21 protein-coding genes are annotated in these 21703 nt (G+C 35.9%); 11 read left to right on the top strand and 10 right to left on the bottom strand.

The window, feature by feature from the left end:
• Positions 1–4: 4 nt before the first annotated feature.
• The 4 genes from MHH59_RS06105 (at position 5) to MHH59_RS06090 (ending at position 4660) form a co-directional block, all read left to right on the top strand.
• Positions 5–931, top strand: coding sequence for a glycosyltransferase family 2 protein (locus MHH59_RS06105; protein WP_078178312.1), 927 nt, complete (start codon positions 5–7; stop codon positions 929–931).
• A 130-nt stretch (positions 932–1061) separates the two neighbouring features.
• Entirely contained in the window at positions 1062–2222 is a 1161-nt protein-coding gene (locus MHH59_RS06100) for an FtsW/RodA/SpoVE family cell cycle protein (RefSeq protein ID WP_340850961.1), read from the top strand.
• Positions 2223–2301: 79 nt separating this feature from the next.
• Positions 2302–3042: a bis(5'-nucleosyl)-tetraphosphatase PrpE gene (prpE, locus tag MHH59_RS06095; RefSeq protein ID WP_002125956.1), complete on the top strand. Its 741-nt coding sequence runs from the start codon at positions 2302–2304 to the stop codon at positions 3040–3042.
• A 223-nt stretch (positions 3043–3265) separates the two neighbouring features.
• Positions 3266–4660: a peptidase G2 autoproteolytic cleavage domain-containing protein gene (locus tag MHH59_RS06090; protein ID WP_328070224.1), complete on the top strand. Its 1395-nt coding sequence runs from the start codon at positions 3266–3268 to the stop codon at positions 4658–4660.
• Positions 4661–4705: 45 nt separating this feature from the next.
• Here the strand turns inward: MHH59_RS06090 and MHH59_RS06085 are convergent, their stop codons facing one another.
• The 4 genes from MHH59_RS06085 to MHH59_RS06070 are packed head-to-tail and all read right to left on the bottom strand — an operon-like array spanning position 4706 to position 7471.
• Positions 4706–5599, bottom strand: a complete 894-nt coding sequence (locus MHH59_RS06085; protein ID WP_087995517.1) for an RluA family pseudouridine synthase — start codon at positions 5597–5599, stop codon at positions 4706–4708.
• Positions 5600–5614: 15 nt separating this feature from the next.
• On the bottom strand, positions 5615–6412 hold the full coding sequence (locus MHH59_RS06080) for an NAD kinase (RefSeq protein WP_002011365.1): 798 nt from the start codon (positions 6410–6412) through the stop codon (positions 5615–5617).
• Between the two features lie 18 nt (positions 6413–6430).
• Entirely contained in the window at positions 6431–7069 is a 639-nt protein-coding gene (locus tag MHH59_RS06075) for a GTP pyrophosphokinase (RefSeq protein ID WP_002125951.1), read from the bottom strand.
• A 30-nt stretch (positions 7070–7099) separates the two neighbouring features.
• The gene (locus MHH59_RS06070) at positions 7100–7471 is read right to left on the bottom strand and encodes a UPF0738 family protein (RefSeq protein WP_002011362.1); all 372 of its coding nucleotides are present in this window, start codon (positions 7469–7471) and stop codon (positions 7100–7102) included.
• 144 nt (positions 7472–7615) lie between these two features.
• On the opposite strand from MHH59_RS06070, the gene MHH59_RS06065 reads away from it, so the two are divergent.
• From MHH59_RS06065 to MHH59_RS06050, 4 genes are all read left to right on the top strand, one after another.
• A complete protein-coding gene (locus tag MHH59_RS06065) occupies positions 7616–8194 on the top strand; it encodes a CYTH domain-containing protein (RefSeq protein ID WP_002064261.1) in 579 nt (192 codons plus the stop codon).
• Positions 8195–8379: 185 nt separating this feature from the next.
• Positions 8380–8778 (top strand): globin domain-containing protein, encoded by a 399-nt coding sequence (locus MHH59_RS06060; protein ID WP_000043388.1) that lies wholly within the window; start codon positions 8380–8382, stop codon positions 8776–8778.
• Positions 8778–9671: a ClpXP adapter SpxH family protein gene (locus MHH59_RS06055; RefSeq protein WP_002125944.1), complete on the top strand. Its 894-nt coding sequence runs from the start codon at positions 8778–8780 to the stop codon at positions 9669–9671. The genes MHH59_RS06060 and MHH59_RS06055 overlap by 1 nt, the downstream gene beginning before the upstream one ends.
• Positions 9672–9900: 229 nt before the next feature.
• On the top strand, positions 9901–10074 hold the full coding sequence (locus MHH59_RS06050) for a hypothetical protein (RefSeq protein WP_000748141.1): 174 nt from the start codon (positions 9901–9903) through the stop codon (positions 10072–10074).
• 132 nt (positions 10075–10206) lie between these two features.
• Here the strand turns inward: MHH59_RS06050 and pepF are convergent, their stop codons facing one another.
• From pepF to mecA, 4 genes are all read right to left on the bottom strand, one after another.
• Entirely contained in the window at positions 10207–12033 is a 1827-nt protein-coding gene (pepF, locus tag MHH59_RS06045) for an oligoendopeptidase F (RefSeq protein WP_002134970.1), read from the bottom strand.
• A 50-nt stretch (positions 12034–12083) separates the two neighbouring features.
• On the bottom strand, positions 12084–13319 hold the full coding sequence (locus MHH59_RS06040) for a competence protein CoiA (RefSeq protein ID WP_340850959.1): 1236 nt from the start codon (positions 13317–13319) through the stop codon (positions 12084–12086).
• 91 nt (positions 13320–13410) lie between these two features.
• On the bottom strand, positions 13411–14955 hold the full coding sequence (locus MHH59_RS06035; RefSeq protein WP_002064255.1) for a cardiolipin synthase: 1545 nt from the start codon (positions 14953–14955) through the stop codon (positions 13411–13413).
• 72 nt (positions 14956–15027) lie between these two features.
• Positions 15028–15711, bottom strand: coding sequence for an adaptor protein MecA (gene mecA, locus MHH59_RS06030; RefSeq protein WP_002011351.1), 684 nt, complete (start codon positions 15709–15711; stop codon positions 15028–15030).
• Positions 15712–16147: 436 nt separating this feature from the next.
• Here mecA and MHH59_RS06025 point away from each other — a divergent pair, with 436 nt between their 5' ends.
• On the top strand, positions 16148–16822 hold the full coding sequence (locus MHH59_RS06025; RefSeq protein ID WP_002030376.1) for a TerC family protein: 675 nt from the start codon (positions 16148–16150) through the stop codon (positions 16820–16822).
• Positions 16823–16873: 51 nt separating this feature from the next.
• On the opposite strand, the gene spx is transcribed toward MHH59_RS06025, so the two are convergent.
• Positions 16874–17269, bottom strand: coding sequence for a transcriptional regulator Spx (gene spx, locus MHH59_RS06020; protein ID WP_002011348.1), 396 nt, complete (start codon positions 17267–17269; stop codon positions 16874–16876).
• Positions 17270–17848: 579 nt separating this feature from the next.
• Between spx and MHH59_RS06015 the strand changes: the two genes are divergently transcribed.
• A complete protein-coding gene (locus tag MHH59_RS06015; RefSeq protein ID WP_000559981.1) occupies positions 17849–18052 on the top strand; it encodes a hypothetical protein in 204 nt (67 codons plus the stop codon).
• A gap of 28 nt (positions 18053–18080) precedes the next feature.
• Here the strand turns inward: MHH59_RS06015 and MHH59_RS06010 are convergent, their stop codons facing one another.
• Positions 18081–19727 (bottom strand): peptide ABC transporter substrate-binding protein, encoded by a 1647-nt coding sequence (locus MHH59_RS06010; protein WP_113937680.1) that lies wholly within the window; start codon positions 19725–19727, stop codon positions 18081–18083.
• A 355-nt stretch (positions 19728–20082) separates the two neighbouring features.
• On the opposite strand from MHH59_RS06010, the gene MHH59_RS06005 reads away from it, so the two are divergent.
• A complete protein-coding gene (locus tag MHH59_RS06005; RefSeq protein ID WP_340850957.1) occupies positions 20083–21528 on the top strand; it encodes an MATE family efflux transporter in 1446 nt (481 codons plus the stop codon).
• Positions 21529–21703 lie beyond the last annotated feature (175 nt).

Genomic DNA, 21703 nt, shown 5'->3' with positions numbered 1-21703 from the left:
TCGTATGAATAATAAAAAAAAGTCACCTCTCGTTTCCATCCTTATTCCCACTTATAATCGACCACATTATTTCAAAATTGCTCTAGAAAGTGCATTAGCACAAACTTATCCAAACATTGAAATTATTATAGGAGACGATAGTACAAATGATGAAACAGAAATCTTAATAAATGAACAGTATTTACCTAATTATAAAAACATAACATACATTCGAAATACCACTACTTTAGGACAATTTCATAACGATCTTATGCTCTTAGAGAAATCTAATGGGGAGTATATAAATTTTTTAATGGACGATGATGTGTTTTATAATCATAAAATACAAAAAATGATGGCTTATTTTGAGCAAGACACAAATAAAAATCTCGCTCTTATAACTTCTTATCGAGTACGTATTGATGATCACGGGAATTTAATTGGAGATGCTCATCCAACACAAAGATTATATAGCGAAGACATTCAATTAAACGGAATATTTTTAGGCGACTGGATGTTAAAAGGTGGACATAACATTATCGGTGAGCCTACAACTATTCTGTTTAGAAAACAGTTACTCACTGAACCTTTCGGCACGCTAAAAGGAAGGCACTATTCTTGTAGTGTCGATATGGCATCATGGATTTCCTTACTTTCTAAAGGAGACGCAGTATACATATCCGAACCTTTAAGCCAATTTCGCTACCATACTGGGCAACAAATACACAGCAAGCTCCTTGAAGGATCTGAGGATTTTACGCACCTCGTTATAACTTCAAAAGAATACGGATTTTTACAAGATAATACAGATTATAGACTAGGTCTAATTAGCGCTTATAAATGGTGTAAAAATTCCTTAGAATATTATAGCCAGCTACCAAACCTCATTCCAGATGCACATGTACGTCTTTCCCATTGTTTGGACATAATTATAAAAGAGCTACATCATTAGTCTATTCTGCGAAAATAAAATGTGTGAGCTTTACGTGAATAATGCGTATAGTTCATACATTCTTTTTAAACTATGTGATGCACCAACTAAAACCCACTAATATAGAGAGCAGTAGAAAGGAATTCATACAGTGAAAGATCCGAACACTCAATATCAAATAGACTACATATTAATATTCATTTTATTTGCCATTGGGATTGTTAGCTGCTTTGCTATCGCAAGTGCACAAGCTTCTTTACCACTATTTTTACAAAACGTAAATTTTGTATTAAAACAAATCCAATGGTATGCCATTGGATTTATCGCCATTGGTGTTATTATGGTTATTGATTTCGATCGCTATAAACAAATTGCTTGGTATTTATATAGCTTTGCACTCATACTTCTAATTGGCCTAGAACTTCAAGTTCCTGGCGCCGTTACAATTAAAGGGGCTACCGCGTGGTACAGACTTCCAGGCATCGGAAACTTTCAGCCTTCTGAAATTATGAAATTATTTTTGATTATCGTCGTTGGACGAATTATAGCGAATCATAATGAAAAATACCTTTTTCGGACAACTCGTGAAGATTTCATTTTACTTTTAAAAATATTTGCAGCTAGTTTACCTCCACTACTTCTAATCGCAAAAGAACCTGATTTAGGAAACACAATGGTCATTTCAGCGATGCTTGCAACAATGGTTTTAGTTTCTGGTATACGTTGGCGCTTTATCCTCGGATTAACCTCCGGTATTTTCGCCATAGGCTCTACCTTAACATATATTTATTTCACGCATACAGAGTTCTTTAAAGAGCACATTCTAAAAGAATATCAATTAAATCGCTTCTATGGTTGGCTTGCACCTTATGAATATGACGCACAAGGATACCAATTAAGACAAGCATTTTTAGCTACTGGATCAGGAGAGATGCAAGGAAAAGGATGGGAAAATAGACAAGTATATTTTCCAGAGCCACATACAGATTTTATTTTTACAAATATCGCTGAACAATTCGGTTTTTTAGGAGCAAGTGTTATTATTTCATTTTTTTTCTTACTCATTTACCGAATGATCCATATCGCTTTAGAAAGCAATGAACCTTTCGGTAGTTATATTTGCGCTGGTACGATTGGAATGTTTACGTTCCAAGTATTCCAAAATATTGGGATGACAATTGGTTTACTCCCTATTACAGGAATAACGTTACCGCTTATGAGCTACGGCGGGAGTTCACTGCTCACATATATGGTTGCTATTGGATTTATTTTAAACGTACGCTCAAGAACTAAAATCTTTATGTTTAAATGAACCATATCGAAAAACGGTATGGTTTTTTTCTATGTCCATTTTAGATATACTAATGAAAAAATGAGCTGGAGGTTTAAATATGAAATATGACATTATAGGTGATATTCACGGATGCTTCCAAGAGTTTCAAGATTTAACAACGAAACTAGGGTATAGCTGGGATAGTGGTATCCCAATTCATAACGCAAAACGAAGGCTTGCATTCGTTGGTGATATTACAGACCGAGGTCCTCATTCATTACGGATGATTGAAATTGTATGGGAGCTCGTAATAAATAGAAAAGATGCTTATTATGCTCCAGGGAATCACTGTAATAAACTGTATCGTTTCTTCCTTGGACGTAATGTTACAATCGCTCATGGGCTCGAAACAACTGTTGCAGAATATGAAGCATTGCCTTCTAATAAGCAACAAATAATAAAAGAAAAATTCATTACTCTTTACGAACAATCACCGCTATATCACATACTGGATGAAAAAAAATTAACCGTCTGTCACGCTGGTATTCGGCAAGATTACATAGGAAGACAAGATAAAAAAGTAGAAACCTTTGTATTATATGGTGATATTACAGGCGAAAAACACCCTGACGGCTCACCTGTCCGCCAAGATTGGGCGAAAGAGTATAAGGGTGAAACATGGATTGTTTATGGACATACACCTGTCAATGAACCTCGCTTTGTGAATCATACAGTCAATATTGATACTGGTGCTGTATTTGGTGGTAAACTAACTGGACTACGTTACCCTGAGTTGGAGACCGTTTCTGTCCCTTCTTCCCTACCTTTTGTCCCTGAAAAGTTCCGCCCAATTTCATAAAGTGAAACTTTAATCAGTGGGGGTTTTGTTCATCCCCCACTGATTATTAGCCCGCACCAATCGGGATAAATACCTCTACTTAATACAATTCACGATTTGCAGAGGATCATGGTGTTTTCTAGACATATTCCACACTAAAACTAGATAAAGCAATTAAAAAAAGATGCAATAAAGTGCATCTTTTTTTAATTGCACGGCATATACTGTCGCAGGAGGTGACGGAATGAAGAAAAAATCTTCTAAACAAAAAAGAAAATTCCACCCTTTATACCATCCCATGTATGGAATTAACAACTGGTGCAGTATTCGAGCTGCAGCTATAGAAGAAATAGAAGAACAAGAGTCATCAAAAAAAAGCAAACCGAGAGAAAAATATATCTCTTTAGAAAATGCTGTTATGAGGCGAATTATAGATAGCAGGAAAATAAAAGCAAAACACAAAAAGAAGCTCGCTTCTAATAATGATGAACCTGTGCTTAATTCGGAAAAGATACAAGAAAATATAGAAGAAAACATTCCTGCAGCAATAAAGGAAAAAGTACAACCAGAAATTCCAGCTACTATTATAAATCAAGTAAAAAAAATAAAAGAAGCATTAATCTCGGGCAACGATGTACAAATAGAAAGATCCGCCCCTATTCAGGCTCCTGTACCTACACCTATAAAAAAAGAAAATAACAAAGGAGCTCGTCACGCATATAAAGAAGGACTTCAATCTAAAGCTGATGGAATCGCTTCACATGCAGAAGGGCTTCTTACACATGCAACGGGTCCCTTTTCTCATGCAGAAGGCACAAAAACAAAGGCAACTGGACATAGTTCGCATAGCGAAGGAAGTGAAACGACAGCAGGCGGCTCTTATTCTCATGCAGAAGGAAAACATGCAATTGCTTTGGGCGAAGCAGCACATGCAGAAGGAACCGCAACTATCGCTAACGGATTCTCATCTCATGCGGAAGGAAATCATACATCAACAGCTAATTTTGCAGGCAGCCATATTATGGGGAAATTTGGTACAGCAGAAGAAGCTTATTCCTGGTTTATCGCAAATGGGACAAATGACACTGATTATAATATAGGTGCCAAATGGCTTGCCCATAACGGAGAAATGTATATCGATGGTGCTTCTTACAATGCAGGTGGTACTGATTTTGCACAAATGTTTGAGGCAGCAGATCATAGCCCTATTGATATCGGCTATTTCATTACATTTAGTAGCGAAGAAAAAATTCGAAAAGCTACTTCAAATGATACATTCATATTAGGCATATCCAGCGCTACTCCTGCTCTCATAGGAAATAGCGGTGCTTTAAGTTGGCAAAAACGCTATAAAACAGATAGCTTCGGAAAACGTCAATATACGCGTACGGATACGCAAGAAATACGACCTCTTTTAAATACAGAATGGGATCCAGCTTGTAAGTATATATCAAGAAGAGACCGTACTGAGTGGCTTCCTGTCGGATTAATTGGACAAATGTTAGTACGTGATGACGGCACTTGCGAAACACACGGATATTGTCGTCCGAATGATGACGGCATTGCCACGAAAGCTGAAAGTGGCTTTTTCGTTATAAAACGTACTGGTGAAAATCAAATTTTAATATTATTTCGCTAAAAAAAGGGAACAAAATTCTTTTTATGATAAGAATTTTGTTCCCTTTTAATTGTTATGTAAAGCGTATTGCATATCCTCTGGGATACTTACGGTAAAAGTCATTCCCTTTTCTAAAATAGGATGATAAAACGTCAAAGATGTACTATGCAGCGCTTGACGTTTTATCACATCTCTTTGGCCACCGTATAGATCATCCCCAAGTAGCGGATTTCCTATATATGCCATATGTACACGAATTTGATGTGTTCTTCCTGTCTCGAGCTCAAGCGCTACATGCGTCTTATCGGAAGAACTCTCCATCACTCTAAAATGAGTAACAGCTCTTTGACCATCTTCACAGACAGTTCGCTCGATAATACTATCCGCTTTTCGTCCGATTGGCGCGTCAATCGTTCCTACTTCTTCTAAAATAGTCCCATGAACGATTGCCTCATACGTTCGTTTCACCCCTTTTTGTTGATGCTGCTTCGATAAAAGGTGGTGAACGAATCTATTTTTCGCAATTAACATAAGCCCTGAAGTATCACGGTCTAACCTCGTCACAATGTGCACCGTACTTGCAAGATTTTGTTTATCATAATGATATAAAAGAGCGTTTGCAATACTTCCTGACGGGTGCTCCCTAGACGGAATCGCCGACATATTTGCTTCTTTATTTATAACAAGAACCGCATCATCTTCATATACGATACATAAAGGGATATCTTCCACTTCCATCCCTTCACTTCTTTCCTCCACTGGAAAAAAGATTTGTAACTCTTCACCAGCTTGTAACTTGTGACGAACACTTGTGTGTTGACCGTTTACTTCAATTGCTCCCCCGCGGAACTTTATATCCGTTAAAGCAGCTTTCGAAATCCCTTTTGTTTTCAAAAATTCTCTAACTAAAGTTCCCTCTTCAGCCAGCCCTATATCCCATTTCAATGTAAATCTGTTCAAATATATAAACCCTCTCTATTTATCTGCAACAAACGAGTCACGAACACGTTTCCAGAATGGGAACGGACGGAAACGAACAAATCGTACTTTCTCGTTTGCAACGCGATACTGAATTGATTTCACATCTTGATGAACCATCGTCAAATGATCCACGGTAATTTGCATGTTCATTCCTGCAGCCGGCTTTAAAACGCATGTATGATGCTTCGGCAGTACGAGCGGCGAACCTACCGTACGAAATACACGATTGTTGATAGATGCCATTTCTGCAATTTGAATCGCTTCAATAGAAGGGTGAATAATTGCTCCGCCAAGCGCCTTATTATACGCGGTACTTCCTGAAGGAGTAGAAATACAAAGACCATCTCCGCGAAACGTTTCGAAATACTCTCCGCGTATTTCCACTTCTGTTACTAATGTACCTTCTGCACTTTTTACAGTCGCTTCATTCATCGCCAAATACTGCGACTCTTTACTACCATTCACATAGCGAATAATCACTTCTAAAAGTGGATATTCCACCACTTGGAACGGTGTTTTAGCGATTGCAATCACCAACTTCTCTACTTCCGTCGGTAACCAATCTGCATAGAAACCTAAATGCCCTGTATGTACACCAACAAATGCGGTTTCATCTAATCGATTATAGTAACGATGGAATGCATATAAAAGCGTTCCATCTCCCCCAACAGAAATTACAATATCAGGTTCCTTTTCATCCATTGTAAACCCAAAATCTAACAAGTATTCTTTCATCGTACTTGCTAGTGTATCTGATGATTGATCTCCCTTTGACATAATTGTAAATTTCATCGCCCAACACCCTTTAGTTTATGATTCAGAATCTTTCGTTTCCTGCTTTCGTGAAAAGACCTTTTGCGCTTCTTGAATTTCAAGACGAATGGAAGACATTTCTTCATCTAATAAAAATGCCGCTTCCGCTGCACGTTGTAAGCGTATTTTAATATCTTCAGGAAAACGTCCACTATATTTGTAATTTAAAGAATGCTCAATCGTTGCCCAAAAATTCATTGCTAACGTGCGAATTTGAATTTCAACTAACACTTTTTTCTCCCCCTGTATCGTTTGAACAGGATAACTAATGACAACGTGGTAAGAGCGATAGCCGCTATCTTTCTTTTGCGTTACATAATCACGTTCTTCTACAATGTCAAAATCATTTCGTTTTCGAAGATATTCTACAACAGGCTTAATCTCATCTACGAATTGACACATCATTCGAAGGCCCGCGATGTCCTGCATATCTTCTCTAATTCGGTCTAGCGGTACATTTCTCTTCTCCGCTTTATCAATAATACTTGCAACCGACTTTACCCTTCCTGTTACAAACTCAATTGGAGAATGCTCCGTTAACATTGCAAATTGAGTACGCATTCCTTTTAGTTTCACTTTCAGCTCCGCCACCGCTTGGTGATACGGTGCTAAAAATTCTTCCCAATTACGATTCATTTCAACCACCACCAAAATCAATCCATTTGCTTATAGAAACACTTTTTCTACAGCAGTTACTAGTTCTTCTCCGTAATTTGCATTACCTTCAATATTTTCAACTAAATATTCTACTTCTTCTTTTAATCCTTCTAATTCTATTTCAACATCATTCACGCGAATAAACATCGCTGTATCTTTATTCATCGCTTCATGCATTGCTTCCCAGCATGTATGCGGAATACTTACATAAATGAAAGATGATTCATTTTCTAAGATATATAAAAATGATAAATTGTCTGAGTCTACAAGTACGTGATTACGCGCACTTAACTCCTTTACCTCTATTTCAGTATTTTCCGCACAAAAAATAAGCGCATTCTCTCTCGTTTCTACGCTCTTAACTTGAATTTTATTTTGCATACTCGAACTCCTCCATCTCAACTTCCTGTCTTACTTAACAGTATTATTGTATCATAACATGGACGCAAACAAATAAAACATTGAACCAAATTTGCGAAAAAGCGATAATGTGGAAAGAATTATTTTTCAAAAGGAGCGCATACAATGACACAAGAAATTGAAATTGAATTTAAAAATATGGTTACAGAGGAAGAATTCCAAACATTATGCAAATCTTTTTCTATTGAAGCATTTACAAAACAAGTAAATCACTACTTTGAAACGCCTCACTTCTCTTTAAAAGATACGGGCTCTGCACTTCGTATTCGTCATAAAGATGGAACTTATACATTAACATTAAAACAACCTGCTGAAATTGGTTTATTAGAAACTCATCAGTCTGTAACAGAAAAAGAAGCACAACTTATGATGGAAACAAACACAATCATTCAAGGAACTGTAATGGATCAGCTACACAAATTACAAATTCCCGTTTCCTCTTTAACTTATATGGGTAGTTTAACAACAGAAAGAGCTGAAATATTATTTGAAGGCGGAACGCTTGTCTTTGATCATAGTTTCTATTACAATCACGATGATTATGAAATTGAATACGAAGTGCAAGATGAAAAGACCGGTAAAGCAGCATTTATAAGGTTATTAAAGCAACATAACGTACCAGTTCGTCATACAAACAACAAAGTAAAACGCTTTTTCCTTGCCAAACAAAACGAAGAGCGCTAAAGTAAAATTTCCATCAGTGAAGAAGAGCTGTACTTACGGCTACATTTCACCTTTTTGAAAAGCAAAAGATTTATTAGCAACATATAGAATAAGTAAAGAATGTTATGAAGGCTGTTTAGTTGCTCTTCATAACATTCCATTGCTACAATAGATATACATTTCATGGAAAAAGGGGTTTATAAAGGATGAGCAAGCAACCGATGACACCATTTGAAGCAATCGGCGGTGAACAATGCATTGCAACATTAGTGGATACATTTTATTCCTATGTCAGTGAACACCCTGACTTATCTCCGATCTTCCCGGATGATTTAACAGAAACTGCTAGGAAGCAGAAACAATTTTTAACACAATATTTAGGTGGTCCTAATTTATACACTGAAGAACATGGGCATCCTATGCTAAGAGCACGCCATCTTCCGTTTGAGATTACTCCAAAACGCGCAGAAGCTTGGCTGTCATGTATGGAGCAAGCAATGGATGATACAGGAGTGCACGGTCATATAAGAGAGTTTGTTTTTGAACGTTTAGCATTAACTGCTCAACATATGGTCAATACTCCAAATGAAACAGGTGAAGTGTAATGGATAAGCAGGAAGCAAAGCATATAAATATGCCTTCTCCTTCCACATGCGAGCATAAATCTGTAGAAGCATATTTATTTATTGATCCACTTTGTAAAGATTGCTGGGATATCGAGCCATTTATTATTAAACTATGGCTTGAGTATGGGAAATACTTCTCTATTCGTCATATAGTAACAGGAAAAGTGGACGGGGCAAACGCTTCCTCACACAAATGGAATAAACCTGCTAATATTCGATTTGTGTGGGAAAAGACAACAAGTTTACAAGGTTTTTCATGTGATGGAAAAGTACATATGCAAGAGGCGTCGTCAACACCGTATTTAGTTTCGATGGCAATTAAGGCGGCGGAGTTGCAAGGCCGAAAAGCAGGTTCGAAGTTTTTGCGAAAACTCCAAGAATACATTTTTCTTGAAAATGTATCAAACCCTGACTGTGAATTATTGCTTACATGTGCTAAAGATAGTGGCATTGATGTAGAGGAATTTAAAAAAGACCTACACTCAGTTAGCGCAAAAAAAGCTTTCCAATGCGACCTAAAATTCACAAATGAGATGCATATTACAGAAATACCTTCCCTCCTATTTTTTCATGCAAATTCAGACGAGGAAGGTATTAAAATCACAGGGATTTATTCCTATGATGTATACGTACAGCTATTAAAAGAACTGGTAAAATGCGAAATTGAGCCAGAACCATTACCTCCTTTAGAAGCATTACTAGAAGCAACACAATTTATTTCTTCAAAGGAAATCTCATTTATATATGACTGCCCTCAGCAAGAAATAGAGCGTGAACTAAAAAAATTACAACTAAAACGAAAAGTACAAATGATTGAAGTGAAGTGCGAGCGTTATTGGAAATGGATAGCAACAGAAAAAGACCTGGTGTAAACACCAGGTCTTTTTCTTTACGGCTTATAAAAATATTAAAGGGGATGGGAGAAATTTTCACGTTCAAACAAAGGGGTATATGTTTGTATGTGAATTCGTTCACGCTTATTATATTACAAGATTCGACGTCAGATGACAACCCCTTTTGTCGAATTTCACATTTTTGTCACATTCTAAACGTTTTCATTCTTGAATAAGCTATAAAAAAAGCAATTTAGGAGGTTTCCTTATGAAAAAATCTCATATTTTTCTTATCTTTCTATGTGTTATTGTTTCTTTTTTCTTGTATATCCTCTCTCTATTACAAGCTTTCCCTAAAATTATTGCCTTTCCTCTTTTATTCGGAGTTATCGTCATCGCTGTCTCTTATTTCAACTATAGAAAACGATTTAAAGGATTTTAATTAAAAAAATCAACTGTAAAACTGCCTTCTAATTTAGAAAAAGTAAGGAAATCCTCCTTATTTTATCGACAAATATCGACAAAAACATTTTCAAACAAAAAAGACGAGGATAAAATCCCTCGTCTTTTCTCATTACTTTTCTTCAAATAATAACGCTTCTAATTCATTTAATTTCTCTTCAAATACTTGAAGTGCCTCTTTCACTGGTTCAGGAGATGCCATATCAACTCCTGCTTTTTTCAACACTTCAATTGGATAATCGGAGCTTCCCGCTTTTAAGAATTCGTTAATGTAACGTTCTACTGCTGGTTGCCCTTCTTCTAAAATTTGTTTAGATAACGCAGTCGCTGCACTAAATCCTGTTGCGTATTGATATACGTAATAGTTGTAATAGAAGTGCGGAATACGAGACCATTCTAAACCGATTTCTTTATCGATTACTAAAGCATCCCCGAAATATTTCTTATTTAAATCGTAGTAGATCTCCGTTAACATATCTGGCGTAACCGCATGTCCTTCTTGTACTTTTTTATGAATGATATGCTCGAACTCTGCAAACATTGTTTGACGGAATACAGTACCACGGAATCCTTCTAAATAATGATTTAATAAATATAGACGCTCTTTTTTATCTTCTGTCGTTTTTAATAAATAATCATTTAGAAGCGCTTCATTACAAGTTGATGCTACCTCTGCAACGAAGATTGAATAATCACCGTATACGTGTGGCTGTGTCTTTCTTGTGTAATAACTATGCACCGAATGACCAAACTCATGAGCAAGTGTATATAAATTATTTACATTATCATGCCAGTTCATTAAAATATACGGATTTGTTCCGTATGCACCAGATGAATATGCTCCGCTTCGTTTGCCTTTATTCTCGTACACATCTACCCAGCGATTTTCATATGCTTCTTTTAAAATTTCAACATATTCATCACCAAGTACGTTTAAAGATTTTAATAACAGGTCTTGCGCTTCTTCATACTTCACATTCATTTTCACTTCTTGTACAAGTGGTGTATATAAATCGTACATATGAAGCTCATCAAGTCCTAGTGCACGCTTACGAATATCAATGTAACGGTGTAATAAATGTAAGTTGTCATTTACCGTTTCAACGAGTTGATCGTATACTGCTTCAGGAATATTATTATTGCTTAATGCTGCTTGGCGAGCAGAGTCATATTTACGAATACGTGCATTGAAATTATTACGTTTCACTGCCCCGCTTAACGTACTTGCAAATGTGTTCTTAAATTTCCCATACGTTTCAAATACAGCTTTGAATGCATCTTCGCGAACACGACGATCATCACTTTCTAAAAACTGAATGTAACGGCCATGTGTTATTTCTACCTCTTCTCCATCCTCACCTTTAATAGATGGGAATTTCAAATCCGCATTATTCAACATACCGAATGTATTACTTGATGCACTCATCACTTCAGATGCTTCTGCTAATAACGCTTCCTCTGCCTCAGATAATACGTGCGGGCGTTGACGTGTAATTTCTTCTAATGCATGCTCATATACACTTAGTTCTCGATTTTCTTGTAAAAATGTTTGCAATGTATCTTCTGAAATAGATAAAATTTCAGGTACGATATACGCTGTGCTACTAGATACTTGTGAGTATAAATTTGTTGCGCGATCATTCAGTGCTTGATACACAGAGTTTGTTGTATCTTGATCGTAACGCATATGTGCATATGTATATAGCTTACCTAATCGCATTGAAATTTCATCTTCATATTGTAATGCCTCAAGCAAATTGTCTGCAGAGTCGCCAAGCTTCCCTTTAAATTCAGTTAACTTTGGCAATAGCTCTTTAATAGCTTGGAATTCTTTTTCCCATTCTGCATCTGTTTGGAAAATATCTTCTAATCGCCATGTGCTTGCTTCTTCAATCTCATTGCGATCTGGTAATGTTTTTGCTTTATTTTGTTCAGACATTCTGTAAGCCCTCCTTTAAATATCTCTACTTAAGTACAATTCTGTTTTTCTTATGTAATTCCTTCACGTTCATTCTTTATTATATCCCCTTTTTCTTCTCTCATGTTGAACTTTGTCTCAAATAGAGATAGCGCATAAGTTAGGCAAATCTCATCATATTTCCTAACTTCCTCCTCCGCCTGTAACATAACTATATTCCTCATTTTTCGGTACGTATAAGTCCCTACTTTATGCAACACGCCTACAAAACATAAAAAAGTCATATATTCAGTAACCGCTACTTTCCATATATGTTGTGAAAAGTACGGAAGTAAGCGCATTTCCGTATTTTTTTTTACATAACTACACACATATTGAAGGGAAATACAATTCCCTACCGCAAGCTCACCTATACACTTCATGTATAGAAAAGCTTGCCATGTAAATGGATTTGTTTGAAAAGCAAACGCGGATGGGAGCGGAACACCGATTTCAGAAGGAAAGCTCGCTGGGGTACATTTATATTGATATAAGAGGCGGAGTAGTGACTTATGATTATAATTCCAGATAGATAGAGCGTTTTGCCGAAAATGGTTCTTTTTTCTCTTCCATTCTTGTCCTAATACCTCTTTTTGGAAAGGAACAGAGGAAAAGAGCATGTCAACAGTAGTCGTATCAGTTGGTAAATAAATAGTATGTGAGAAAGAGACATTTGTAGAAAACGGAGTGATAAATGCGCATTTCATAAACGATTTTTGTTTCGGACAGAAGAAAATAAGAAATGGCTGAGGATAAGATTGTAAGGAGAACGCCAGAAGTGAGGAAAATTTCATCCAATATGCAGATTGCTTTTTTAATTGATTTCCACCAATGATCCAGATGACCTGTATACCAGCTTGCCAATACGAGTATGTTCGTTTAGAAAGCTGCTCTACGGAGAGATTTGCACATTGATATTCAATCGCAATTTTTCGATCCGCTCTCTCTACGTAAATATCTGGCCGTTGCTTGATTACTGGCAGATAATGCTCTATATCGACATGAAAATCTTGATGTTTTAACCATCTATATAACAATTCTTTACCGTGCATATGATACATAGATTCTGCTTCATAAAAGATAAGACATGAATCCACTTTCTTATGAGCAAAATGCCAGCTCTTTTGTGTTCCTAATTTCATTTGCACTTCTTTTCCGCAAGCTGTACAAAAGAATTTTTCTCGTTTACGCATTTCGCGTAAACGTTCTTCATCCCGGTTATATAATAGATGAATTTTCTCTCCGTTTTCTCTCCTTGCAATAAACATCCACCATCACACCCTTTCAACTTCTTGTATTCTACAATTTACTACAAATTCCTCTCAAAAAAAGAGATGTCCTAAATTAGGACATCTCTTTCTATAATAAAGGTGATAATAACCGATACGTCGATTCAACAATCCGCCTATGAAGACGTCTCTTATGAAATCGGTCAACATGAATTTCACTGGATTCTTCTAAATCGTCTTTAAAATCTTGAACGAGCTTTCGAATGCTACCTGTATCATATAAAAAGGCATTTACTTCAAAGTTTAAATGAAAACTTCTCATATCCATATTAGCTGTCCCAATTGATGCGAGATCAGAATCCACGATGACAACTTTACTATGAAGAAAACCTTTTTCATATTCATATATTTTTACTCCTGCATCTAATAACTCCGGAAAGTACGATCTTGATGCATAAAAGACAGTCCGCTTATCTGGCTTACTTGGCATTAACAAACGAACATCAATACCAGCAAGTGCAGCTACTTTTAATGCAGATAAAATATCATCATCTGGGATAAAGTATGGTGTTGCAATCCAAATCGATTTCCTAGCTGAAGCAATCATTGCAAAATATAAATGTTTAATTGTTTCCCATTTATTATCCGGTCCACCTCCAACAAGTTGGACTCCGCCCCAATGATCACCCTCAACTGCTTCCGCTTGTAAATATTCAGGTGCTAATACCGCCTCACCAGTCATATAAAACCAGTCTTGAAGGAAAATTAGCTGTAAACTTTGAACTGCTTCACCGCGTAAATATAAATGCGTGTCTCGCCAAAAACCGAAATATTTATCCTTCCCTAAATACTCATCACCAATATTTAATCCACCTACAAACCCTTCATTTCCATCTATAATAACGATTTTTCGGTGGTTTCGATAATTAATTTTATCGTTTAAAATTGGAAAGCGCACAGGGAAAAATGGAATCATTTCTACTCCTGCATCATTCAATTCTTCAATATACGAATTTGATAATTTAAAGCTTCCAACCGCGTCGTATAAAAAACGAACGACAACGCCTTCTTTTGATTTTTTTATTAAAATATCTTTAATTTCTGTACCTAGCTTGTCATCACGCACAATGTAATACTCCATATGAATGTGGTGTTTCGCTCGATTTAACCCATCTAAAATTGCCTGAAACGTTTCATCTCCATTTGTTAATGTCCTCGTTTCAGTTTGAAATGAAATATTTAAAGCACCTAGTCGATCTGCTAAACGAAATAACAATTCTTGATGCTTATGATTTCGTAAAATCCGTTCTTCGTAATCTTCGTGTCCCTTATATTGTAAGAACGCCTGTTCATCGAGTAATGCCTTCTTTTGGAACATTCTTTTTCTACGAAAATTTTGTCCAAATAAAAGATAAGCAAAGAAACCGAACACCGGAAAAATACCTAGTACGATTAACCACGTAAGTGTTTTAGACGGATGGCGGTTTTCTAAGAAAATAACACATCCAATTAAAAATGCGGAAACCGTAAATAAAATACTAATAATACCTAAAATAGAAACATCCTTTATCCCAATGACATCCGAATAAAATGCTACATCAATAAACATGCGTAATGAAACAAATAATGCGAACAATAGTAGAAAAAAGAAAAGTAGTTTTAACGTGTTTTTCATCTCTTACCTCCTTACTAAGAAAGCCTTCCTATTCTTCATAAAAAAAGCCGATTTCATACTATAGAAATCGGCCTACATTTTAGGAGGAAAATTGTTGCGAATTGTCTCAAGCGCACGCTCTTTCACAACCTGTTTCCCATACTCACTTACACGGTGAATCGTTAAAGTAGATTCTTCTCCATATTCTAAAACAATACTTAAAATACGATCAATTTCTTCTTCATCATGTAGCACTTCATCGAATTCCACATATACATAATATCGGTCCTCAAATGAATGTAATTCATCTTTTATATCTTCAAAGATAAGACGATGACTTAATGAAATAACATCTTCAAAATCATTAAACTTAATTAAAAAGCCAAACGTACCATCTTCATTAAAGTTTGTTCCTACTTGTTCTTCTACCTCTTCCACTAATTCTTGCTGGAATAATGATTCGATGCCTTCATCTAGAGGAATGTCTATAATTTTGTCTACACCTATTGGTAGTTCCAGCTTTTGTCCATCCTTTGAAAGCTCCGCTTTCGTTACAAGTACTTCAATCCCTTTATCGACTGCTTGCACTTGGATCCATAACGGCCCATCGATAAAGAAATCATCATGATCACGAGCTTCGTCCATCATCTCCCAAAAGAGCTCTTCACTTCGTTCGCGATCATACCAAATTTCTTCACGATTAAACCCTCTATCCTCTATATCAATGTACGTAATAAAAAATTTCATCGTATGGTCATTAATTCTTTCAATATCCAAAATACAACGCTCCCTTCCTGCTTAGAATTGTTATGAAGGGATTCCCCACTCATATGACAAAACAATAGATTCTTGTACTCTCATTTTATGATAAGATTCTCCAGAAGGGAAATAAAATCGATTTATTTTACAAAAATAGTTATATACCTATCTGTATTCGACTTTTTACATAAAGTGAAACAATAATCAGTATTTTTTTCATCCTCCACTGATTATTAGCTCGCACCAATCGGAATAAATATACCATTATACTAATTCACTGCTCGCAAAAAATTTGGACATACATTCCCATATTCCCTCGTACACTGTAATAAAGTGAAACTTCTATTAGAGGTGATTATTTTGTCCCTGGGAGCGCGGGATCAAAACTAGACAAACTTTCTTCACCACATACATATATTTCGCTTATTAAAACATCATAAATGGAGGCAGACGAATGGACTTAGAGTTTTTAACATCTGTACTACTGATTGTCGGTATCGATGTTGTACTAGGTGGCGATAACGCAATTGTCATCGCACTAGCTAGCCGAAATTTACCTGAAGCAAAACGAAATAAAGCCATTTTGATTGGTACTATGTTAGCAATTGTGCTACGAATTCTCCTCACGATACTAGCTGTCTATTTACTTGATATCCCATTTTTACAACTCACCGGCGGAATTTTACTTACATTAATTGCGGTCAATTTACTCACTGATAATAACAACGATCTTTCTTCTATCAAAGGAAAAACGACTTTATTCCAAGCTGTGCGTACAATTGTATTCGCGGATCTCGTTATGGGGTTTGACAATGTTATTGCCATTGCAGGAGCAGCTCACGGAAGACTTTCACTCGTAATTATCGGTTTATTCATTTCTATCCCGATTATCATTTGGGGAAGCAAACTTATTTTAATACTCATGGAACGCTTTCCATTTCTCATTTATTGCGGAGCAGCAGTTCTCGCCTATACAGCAGGAAAAATGATTACACATGAAGACAGACTTGCAACGTTTTTTCATCATAATCCTAGTTTTGCCACAAGTATCCCTTATTTGTTCATTTTCACCATTTTATGCATAGGCTTTATCGTTCAACAAGTGCGATTACGTAATGTTAAACAGTAAAAAAAAAACCTTCTACTCTATAATAGGTAGAAGGTTTTCATATTATTATAATTAATTTACAAGACGCTGTGCTTCACGTAATTGGAACGTTCTTACTGTACGTGGTAAGAAACGACGGATTTCATCTTCGTTGTAACCTACTTGAAGGCGTTTTTCGTCAATCATAATTGGACGACGTAAAATACCTGGATAGTCACGAATCATCTTATATAAATCTTGAAGTGGTAAAGACTCTAAGTTCACATTCAATTCTTGGAAAACTTTTGAACGAGTAGAAATAATCTCATCCGTTCCGCTTTCTGTCATACGTAAAATCTCTTTAATCTCATCAATCGTTAATGGATCTGAGAAAATATTACGTTCTGTATAAGGAATATGATTTTCCTCTAGCCATAATTTCGCCTTTCTACAAGACGTACAGCTTGGAGAACTATATAATGTTACCATACAAAGCTCACTCTCCTTAAAGAGTACAAATTCTGTACTAATTACAGTTTAAATTTCTAACTTCCGCAATTTTTCGCGATAACTTGTCTTATAGCAAAGTAAAAAATCGCAATTCATGTAAGCAACAATAATTACTTTTAATAAGTAACTTCTATAATCATTATACAATAGTTTTTGCAAGAAATATACAGTGAATTTACTGCTAGTTGAGAAAATTTCTCCGTGTACTCCACTGCTATGCAACATGATTATACTGAGTAAAACTGTCCTTTAACAACGGTCTTCAACCCTTTTGATACTTACTTTCTACAATAATCTTCACTTGATATACAATTACAGTTTCATAATCTTCCCCATTAAAAAGAGAGCGTTTTCTTACCTTTTCCCGACAAAACAATTGAGAAATGTAAGACTCTAAAGGTTAGAAATAAAAGGAACATTTGTTCTTATTTTAACAAATCTCTCCGCTCATGTCTATATGCTTTCTAAAGTAAATCGAATATTTTTCTGACATTTCTTTCTTTTTTACCATTTATCTCATACAATAAAAATACAGACAGACAAAGGGGGAATTTGCATATGATCGCTTTTTTTACTGATTTTATCATTGTTGCTACCCTCATCATCGGAATAACAGCATTGATTGGTGTCATTACAAATAGCATCGGTGAAAAACTCTTTGGTGGGAAAGAAAAAATGAAGTTTGTTAACAAAAGTTTAGATGTACAATCTGGCTGGAACCAAGTTGGCGGAAAAGGCATTTATAAAAAACGTACGTACTAAAAAAAGCAGGTAATCACCTGCTTTTTTCTTATTTTCCTACTGATGCCCATTTAAAGCTTACATCGGGGCCATATTTATGGTTGTACATATCTTTAATTGTTTCTCTTTGTAAATATGCTCTACCACGTTGATATACCGGAACAATCGCAGCGTCATCAAGTAACATTTTTTCTGCTTCAAGTAAGTTTTTCCAACGAGCATTTACGTCGCTTCCATCTTTCTTCGCTTTCATAATAATCTCATCGTACTTCGGATTAGAATACTTCATTTTGTTTTGCGCTCCGTCAGTTACAAACATATCAAGATATGTAACTGGATCTGGGAAGTCTGCCCCCCATCCAGAGAATGACATTACATAATCGCCTGCATCTTCTAATTTTAGTTTTTGTGCGAATGGTTGTTGTTTAATTTTCACTGTTAAGCCTGGTAAATTCTTTTCTAACTCACCTTTTAAATATTCACCAGTTTTCTTCGATAATTCAACGTCTTCATTTAACATCTCTAATTCAATTTCATTTTTACCAAGCTCTTTTTTACCAGCTTCCCAATACTTTTTCGCTTCTTTTACATTTGGTTTTATAATATCTCCATTTTCAGCACGGAAATCTTTTTTATCCGGACCTTTAATGAAATTATCAGGAATTAATCCTGTCGCTGGCCTAGAACCGTTATTTAATAATGTATCAACGAATGGTTTACGATCAAAGCCAAGTGAAATTGCTTTACGAATATTTTTATTTGCTAAAGATGGGTCTTTTTGATTTAAACGAAGGAAGAATACAGATGTCTCTTCTACTGTTTTGAAATCTGGTTTTCCTTTATATTTATCGATGAACTCTGCTAATAACGTCGCTCGATCGACTGCGTTTGTTTCATATAAATTAATTGGCGTAGACGTATCTTTTACAATATTAAAGTTTACTTCCTCAAGTTTCACTTCTTTATTGTCCCAATACGATGGGCTCTTTGTCATTTTGAAACTACGTTCATGTTGCCAATCACTTAATGTAAATGGACCGTTGTAAAGTGTTGTATTTGCTTCTAAACCAAACTTCGTCCCTTGCTCTTTCACATACTTTTCATTAACAGGATAGAAGATTGGATAGACCATTAAATCAATAAGATATGGGATAGAATTATCTAATTCTACTTCTAATGTATGATCATCAATCGCTTTCACGCCTAATTGGTCTGGACTCATCTCTTTTTTATTAATTTTCTCAGCATTTTTTATATCGTACATAATGTACGCCGATTTCGCAGCTGTATCTGGATTAATTGCTCTTTGCCATGCATACACGAAATCTTTCGCCGTTACAGGTTCACCATTTGACCATTTTGCATCTTCACGTAATTTAAATGTATACTTTTTACCGTCTTCTGACTTTTGGAATTCTTTCGCTACACCTGGAACTAATTTATCATCTTTCCCAAGGCGGTATAGACCTTCCATCGTATTGTTCATTACTTTTGAAGAAACTGCATCAGCTGATAACGCTGGGTCCATCGTTGGAATTTCTTGCGTTTCAATTAAGTTTATAACTTGCTTCGCACCGCTTTTCCCGCTATCCCCTTTTGCATTCGCTTGCGGTTCATCTTTTTGGTAGCCACATGCCCCTAAAATCATGCTCATTGCTACTGTTGATGCTACAAAAACTGGTATCTTTTTTTTCATACTTCCACCCTCCAAAAAAATGTTAGCCCTTTCATTTTCAAACAGAAAGAAATATATATATATGTTCTAATAATTCGTATTATACACACAAATATATTCTTTGTATATTTATATTTCTATTTTATTAAAATTTTCTGTCAACACCACGTGCATTTGTAAACGTTTCACACTGCGTTTTTATTGAACTAAAGTGTTAAAAATGACAACTTTTATACTTTTCTAAATTATCAGAGAAAAATAAATTTTATATTCTATAATATCTTGTGCATAATTATTCCTCCTTTTTTGTCATAAAATGAAGGTTTATTCATATTGAAAATATGTAGGCTAAAATAAGTGCAAAGGATATGAAAGTGTGTTACGATACACTTTGCTAAAAATAGATATCGGTAAAGAGGGGACGGACATGACAGCAATTCGCTCAAAAAACAGGCCAACAGAGAAATTAAGTTTATTCTTATTAACATGGCCTATTTTTCTAGAAGTTTTTCTTTTTATGCTGATGGGGATCGCTGATACTTTCATGTTAAGTGCATTATCAGACGATGCTGTATCTGGGGTTGGTGCAGCGAATCAATACCTTCATATCGCGATTTTAGTACTAGAAGTCATAGGAAATGGTGCAGCTATCGTTGTATCCCAATACCTCGGTTCTAAACGCTTTATGGAAGCATCAAAAATATCAGCATTAGCCGTCACATTAAATTTAGTGGTCGGACTCATTATAAGCGCTGGTTTTCTTTTATTTTCAAAACATATGATGATGGCAATGAATTTACAAGGCGATGTACTAACGTATGCACAAAGCTATCTATCCATCGTCGGAGGAGCTATTTTCCTTCAAGCTATTATTAACTCATTAGCCGCAATTATCCGCGTTCACGGCTTTACAAAGCAAGCGATGTTTGTTTCGCTTGGAATGAATATTATTCATATCGCCGGAAACTACGTACTTATTTTCGGGAAATTCGGTTTCCCTGAACTTGGTGTGCAAGGAGCCGCGATTTCTTCCGCTGTCAGCCGGTTAATCGCACTTATCGTTTTCTTCTGGTTACTGTACCGCGTTATGGAATACCGTGTGAAATTACAATATTACTTCACTTTATCAAAAGAATATGTTAGCAAAATTTTAAAGATCGGCATTCCATCTGCATTCGAACAAGTCATGTATCAAGCTTGTCAAATTGTCTTCTTATATTACGCAACATACTTAGGTACGGAATCGTTAGCTGCAAGACAATACGCTACTAACATTTCCATGTTCACTTATTTATTCGCCATTGCTATCGGTATGGGAACAGCTATTATCGTTGGACGCCTAGTTGGCGGAAATGAAAAGGATGAAGCTTACACACGCGTATGGAAAAGTGTACAATGGGCGATTGGTGTAACTTTATTTATGGTCATGCTCGTTGTTACATTCCGCACACAATTAATGGGACTATTTACGGATAATCCTCATATTATCGCTCTAGGGGCAAGCGTTCTTTTACTAAGTGTACTACTTGAAACAGGACGGACGATGAACATCGTCATCATTAATTCACTTCGTGCAGCTGGCGATGCAAAATACCCTGTTTTAATCGGCGCATTCTCCATGGTGTTAATGAGCTTACCACTCGGTTACTTTTTCGCCTTCCATTTAGACATGGGGCTCGTTGGTATTTGGCTAGCGATTGCTATCGACGAATGGACGCGAGCAATTATTATGTTCTTCCGCTGGAGAAGTAGATCGTGGGAAAATTATGCACTTGTTAAACCAAATGAGCAAGATGAGAGTGTTTCTGTTCAAGCGCAGTAAAATAAAAGTGTTTCTAAATGAAGAAAAAGGCGGCTGGATTTCAGTCGCCTTTTCTTCATTCTTGGAAACTCTTAATTTGCTGTCTTTAAACCGAAAAAGAACTTGGATAAAATCTCTTTATACTAAATTAAGTTTAATTAGTATAAAAAAATAGAGCCATCCTTCTTTAATAGCA

This window comes from Bacillus sp. FSL E2-0195, assembly GCF_038003645.1.
In the GTDB taxonomy this organism is placed as follows: domain Bacteria; phylum Bacillota; class Bacilli; order Bacillales; family Bacillaceae_G; genus Bacillus_A; species Bacillus_A mycoides.
Note: the sequence above shows the minus strand (reverse complement) of the source record. Positions and strands in the feature narration are given on the sequence as shown.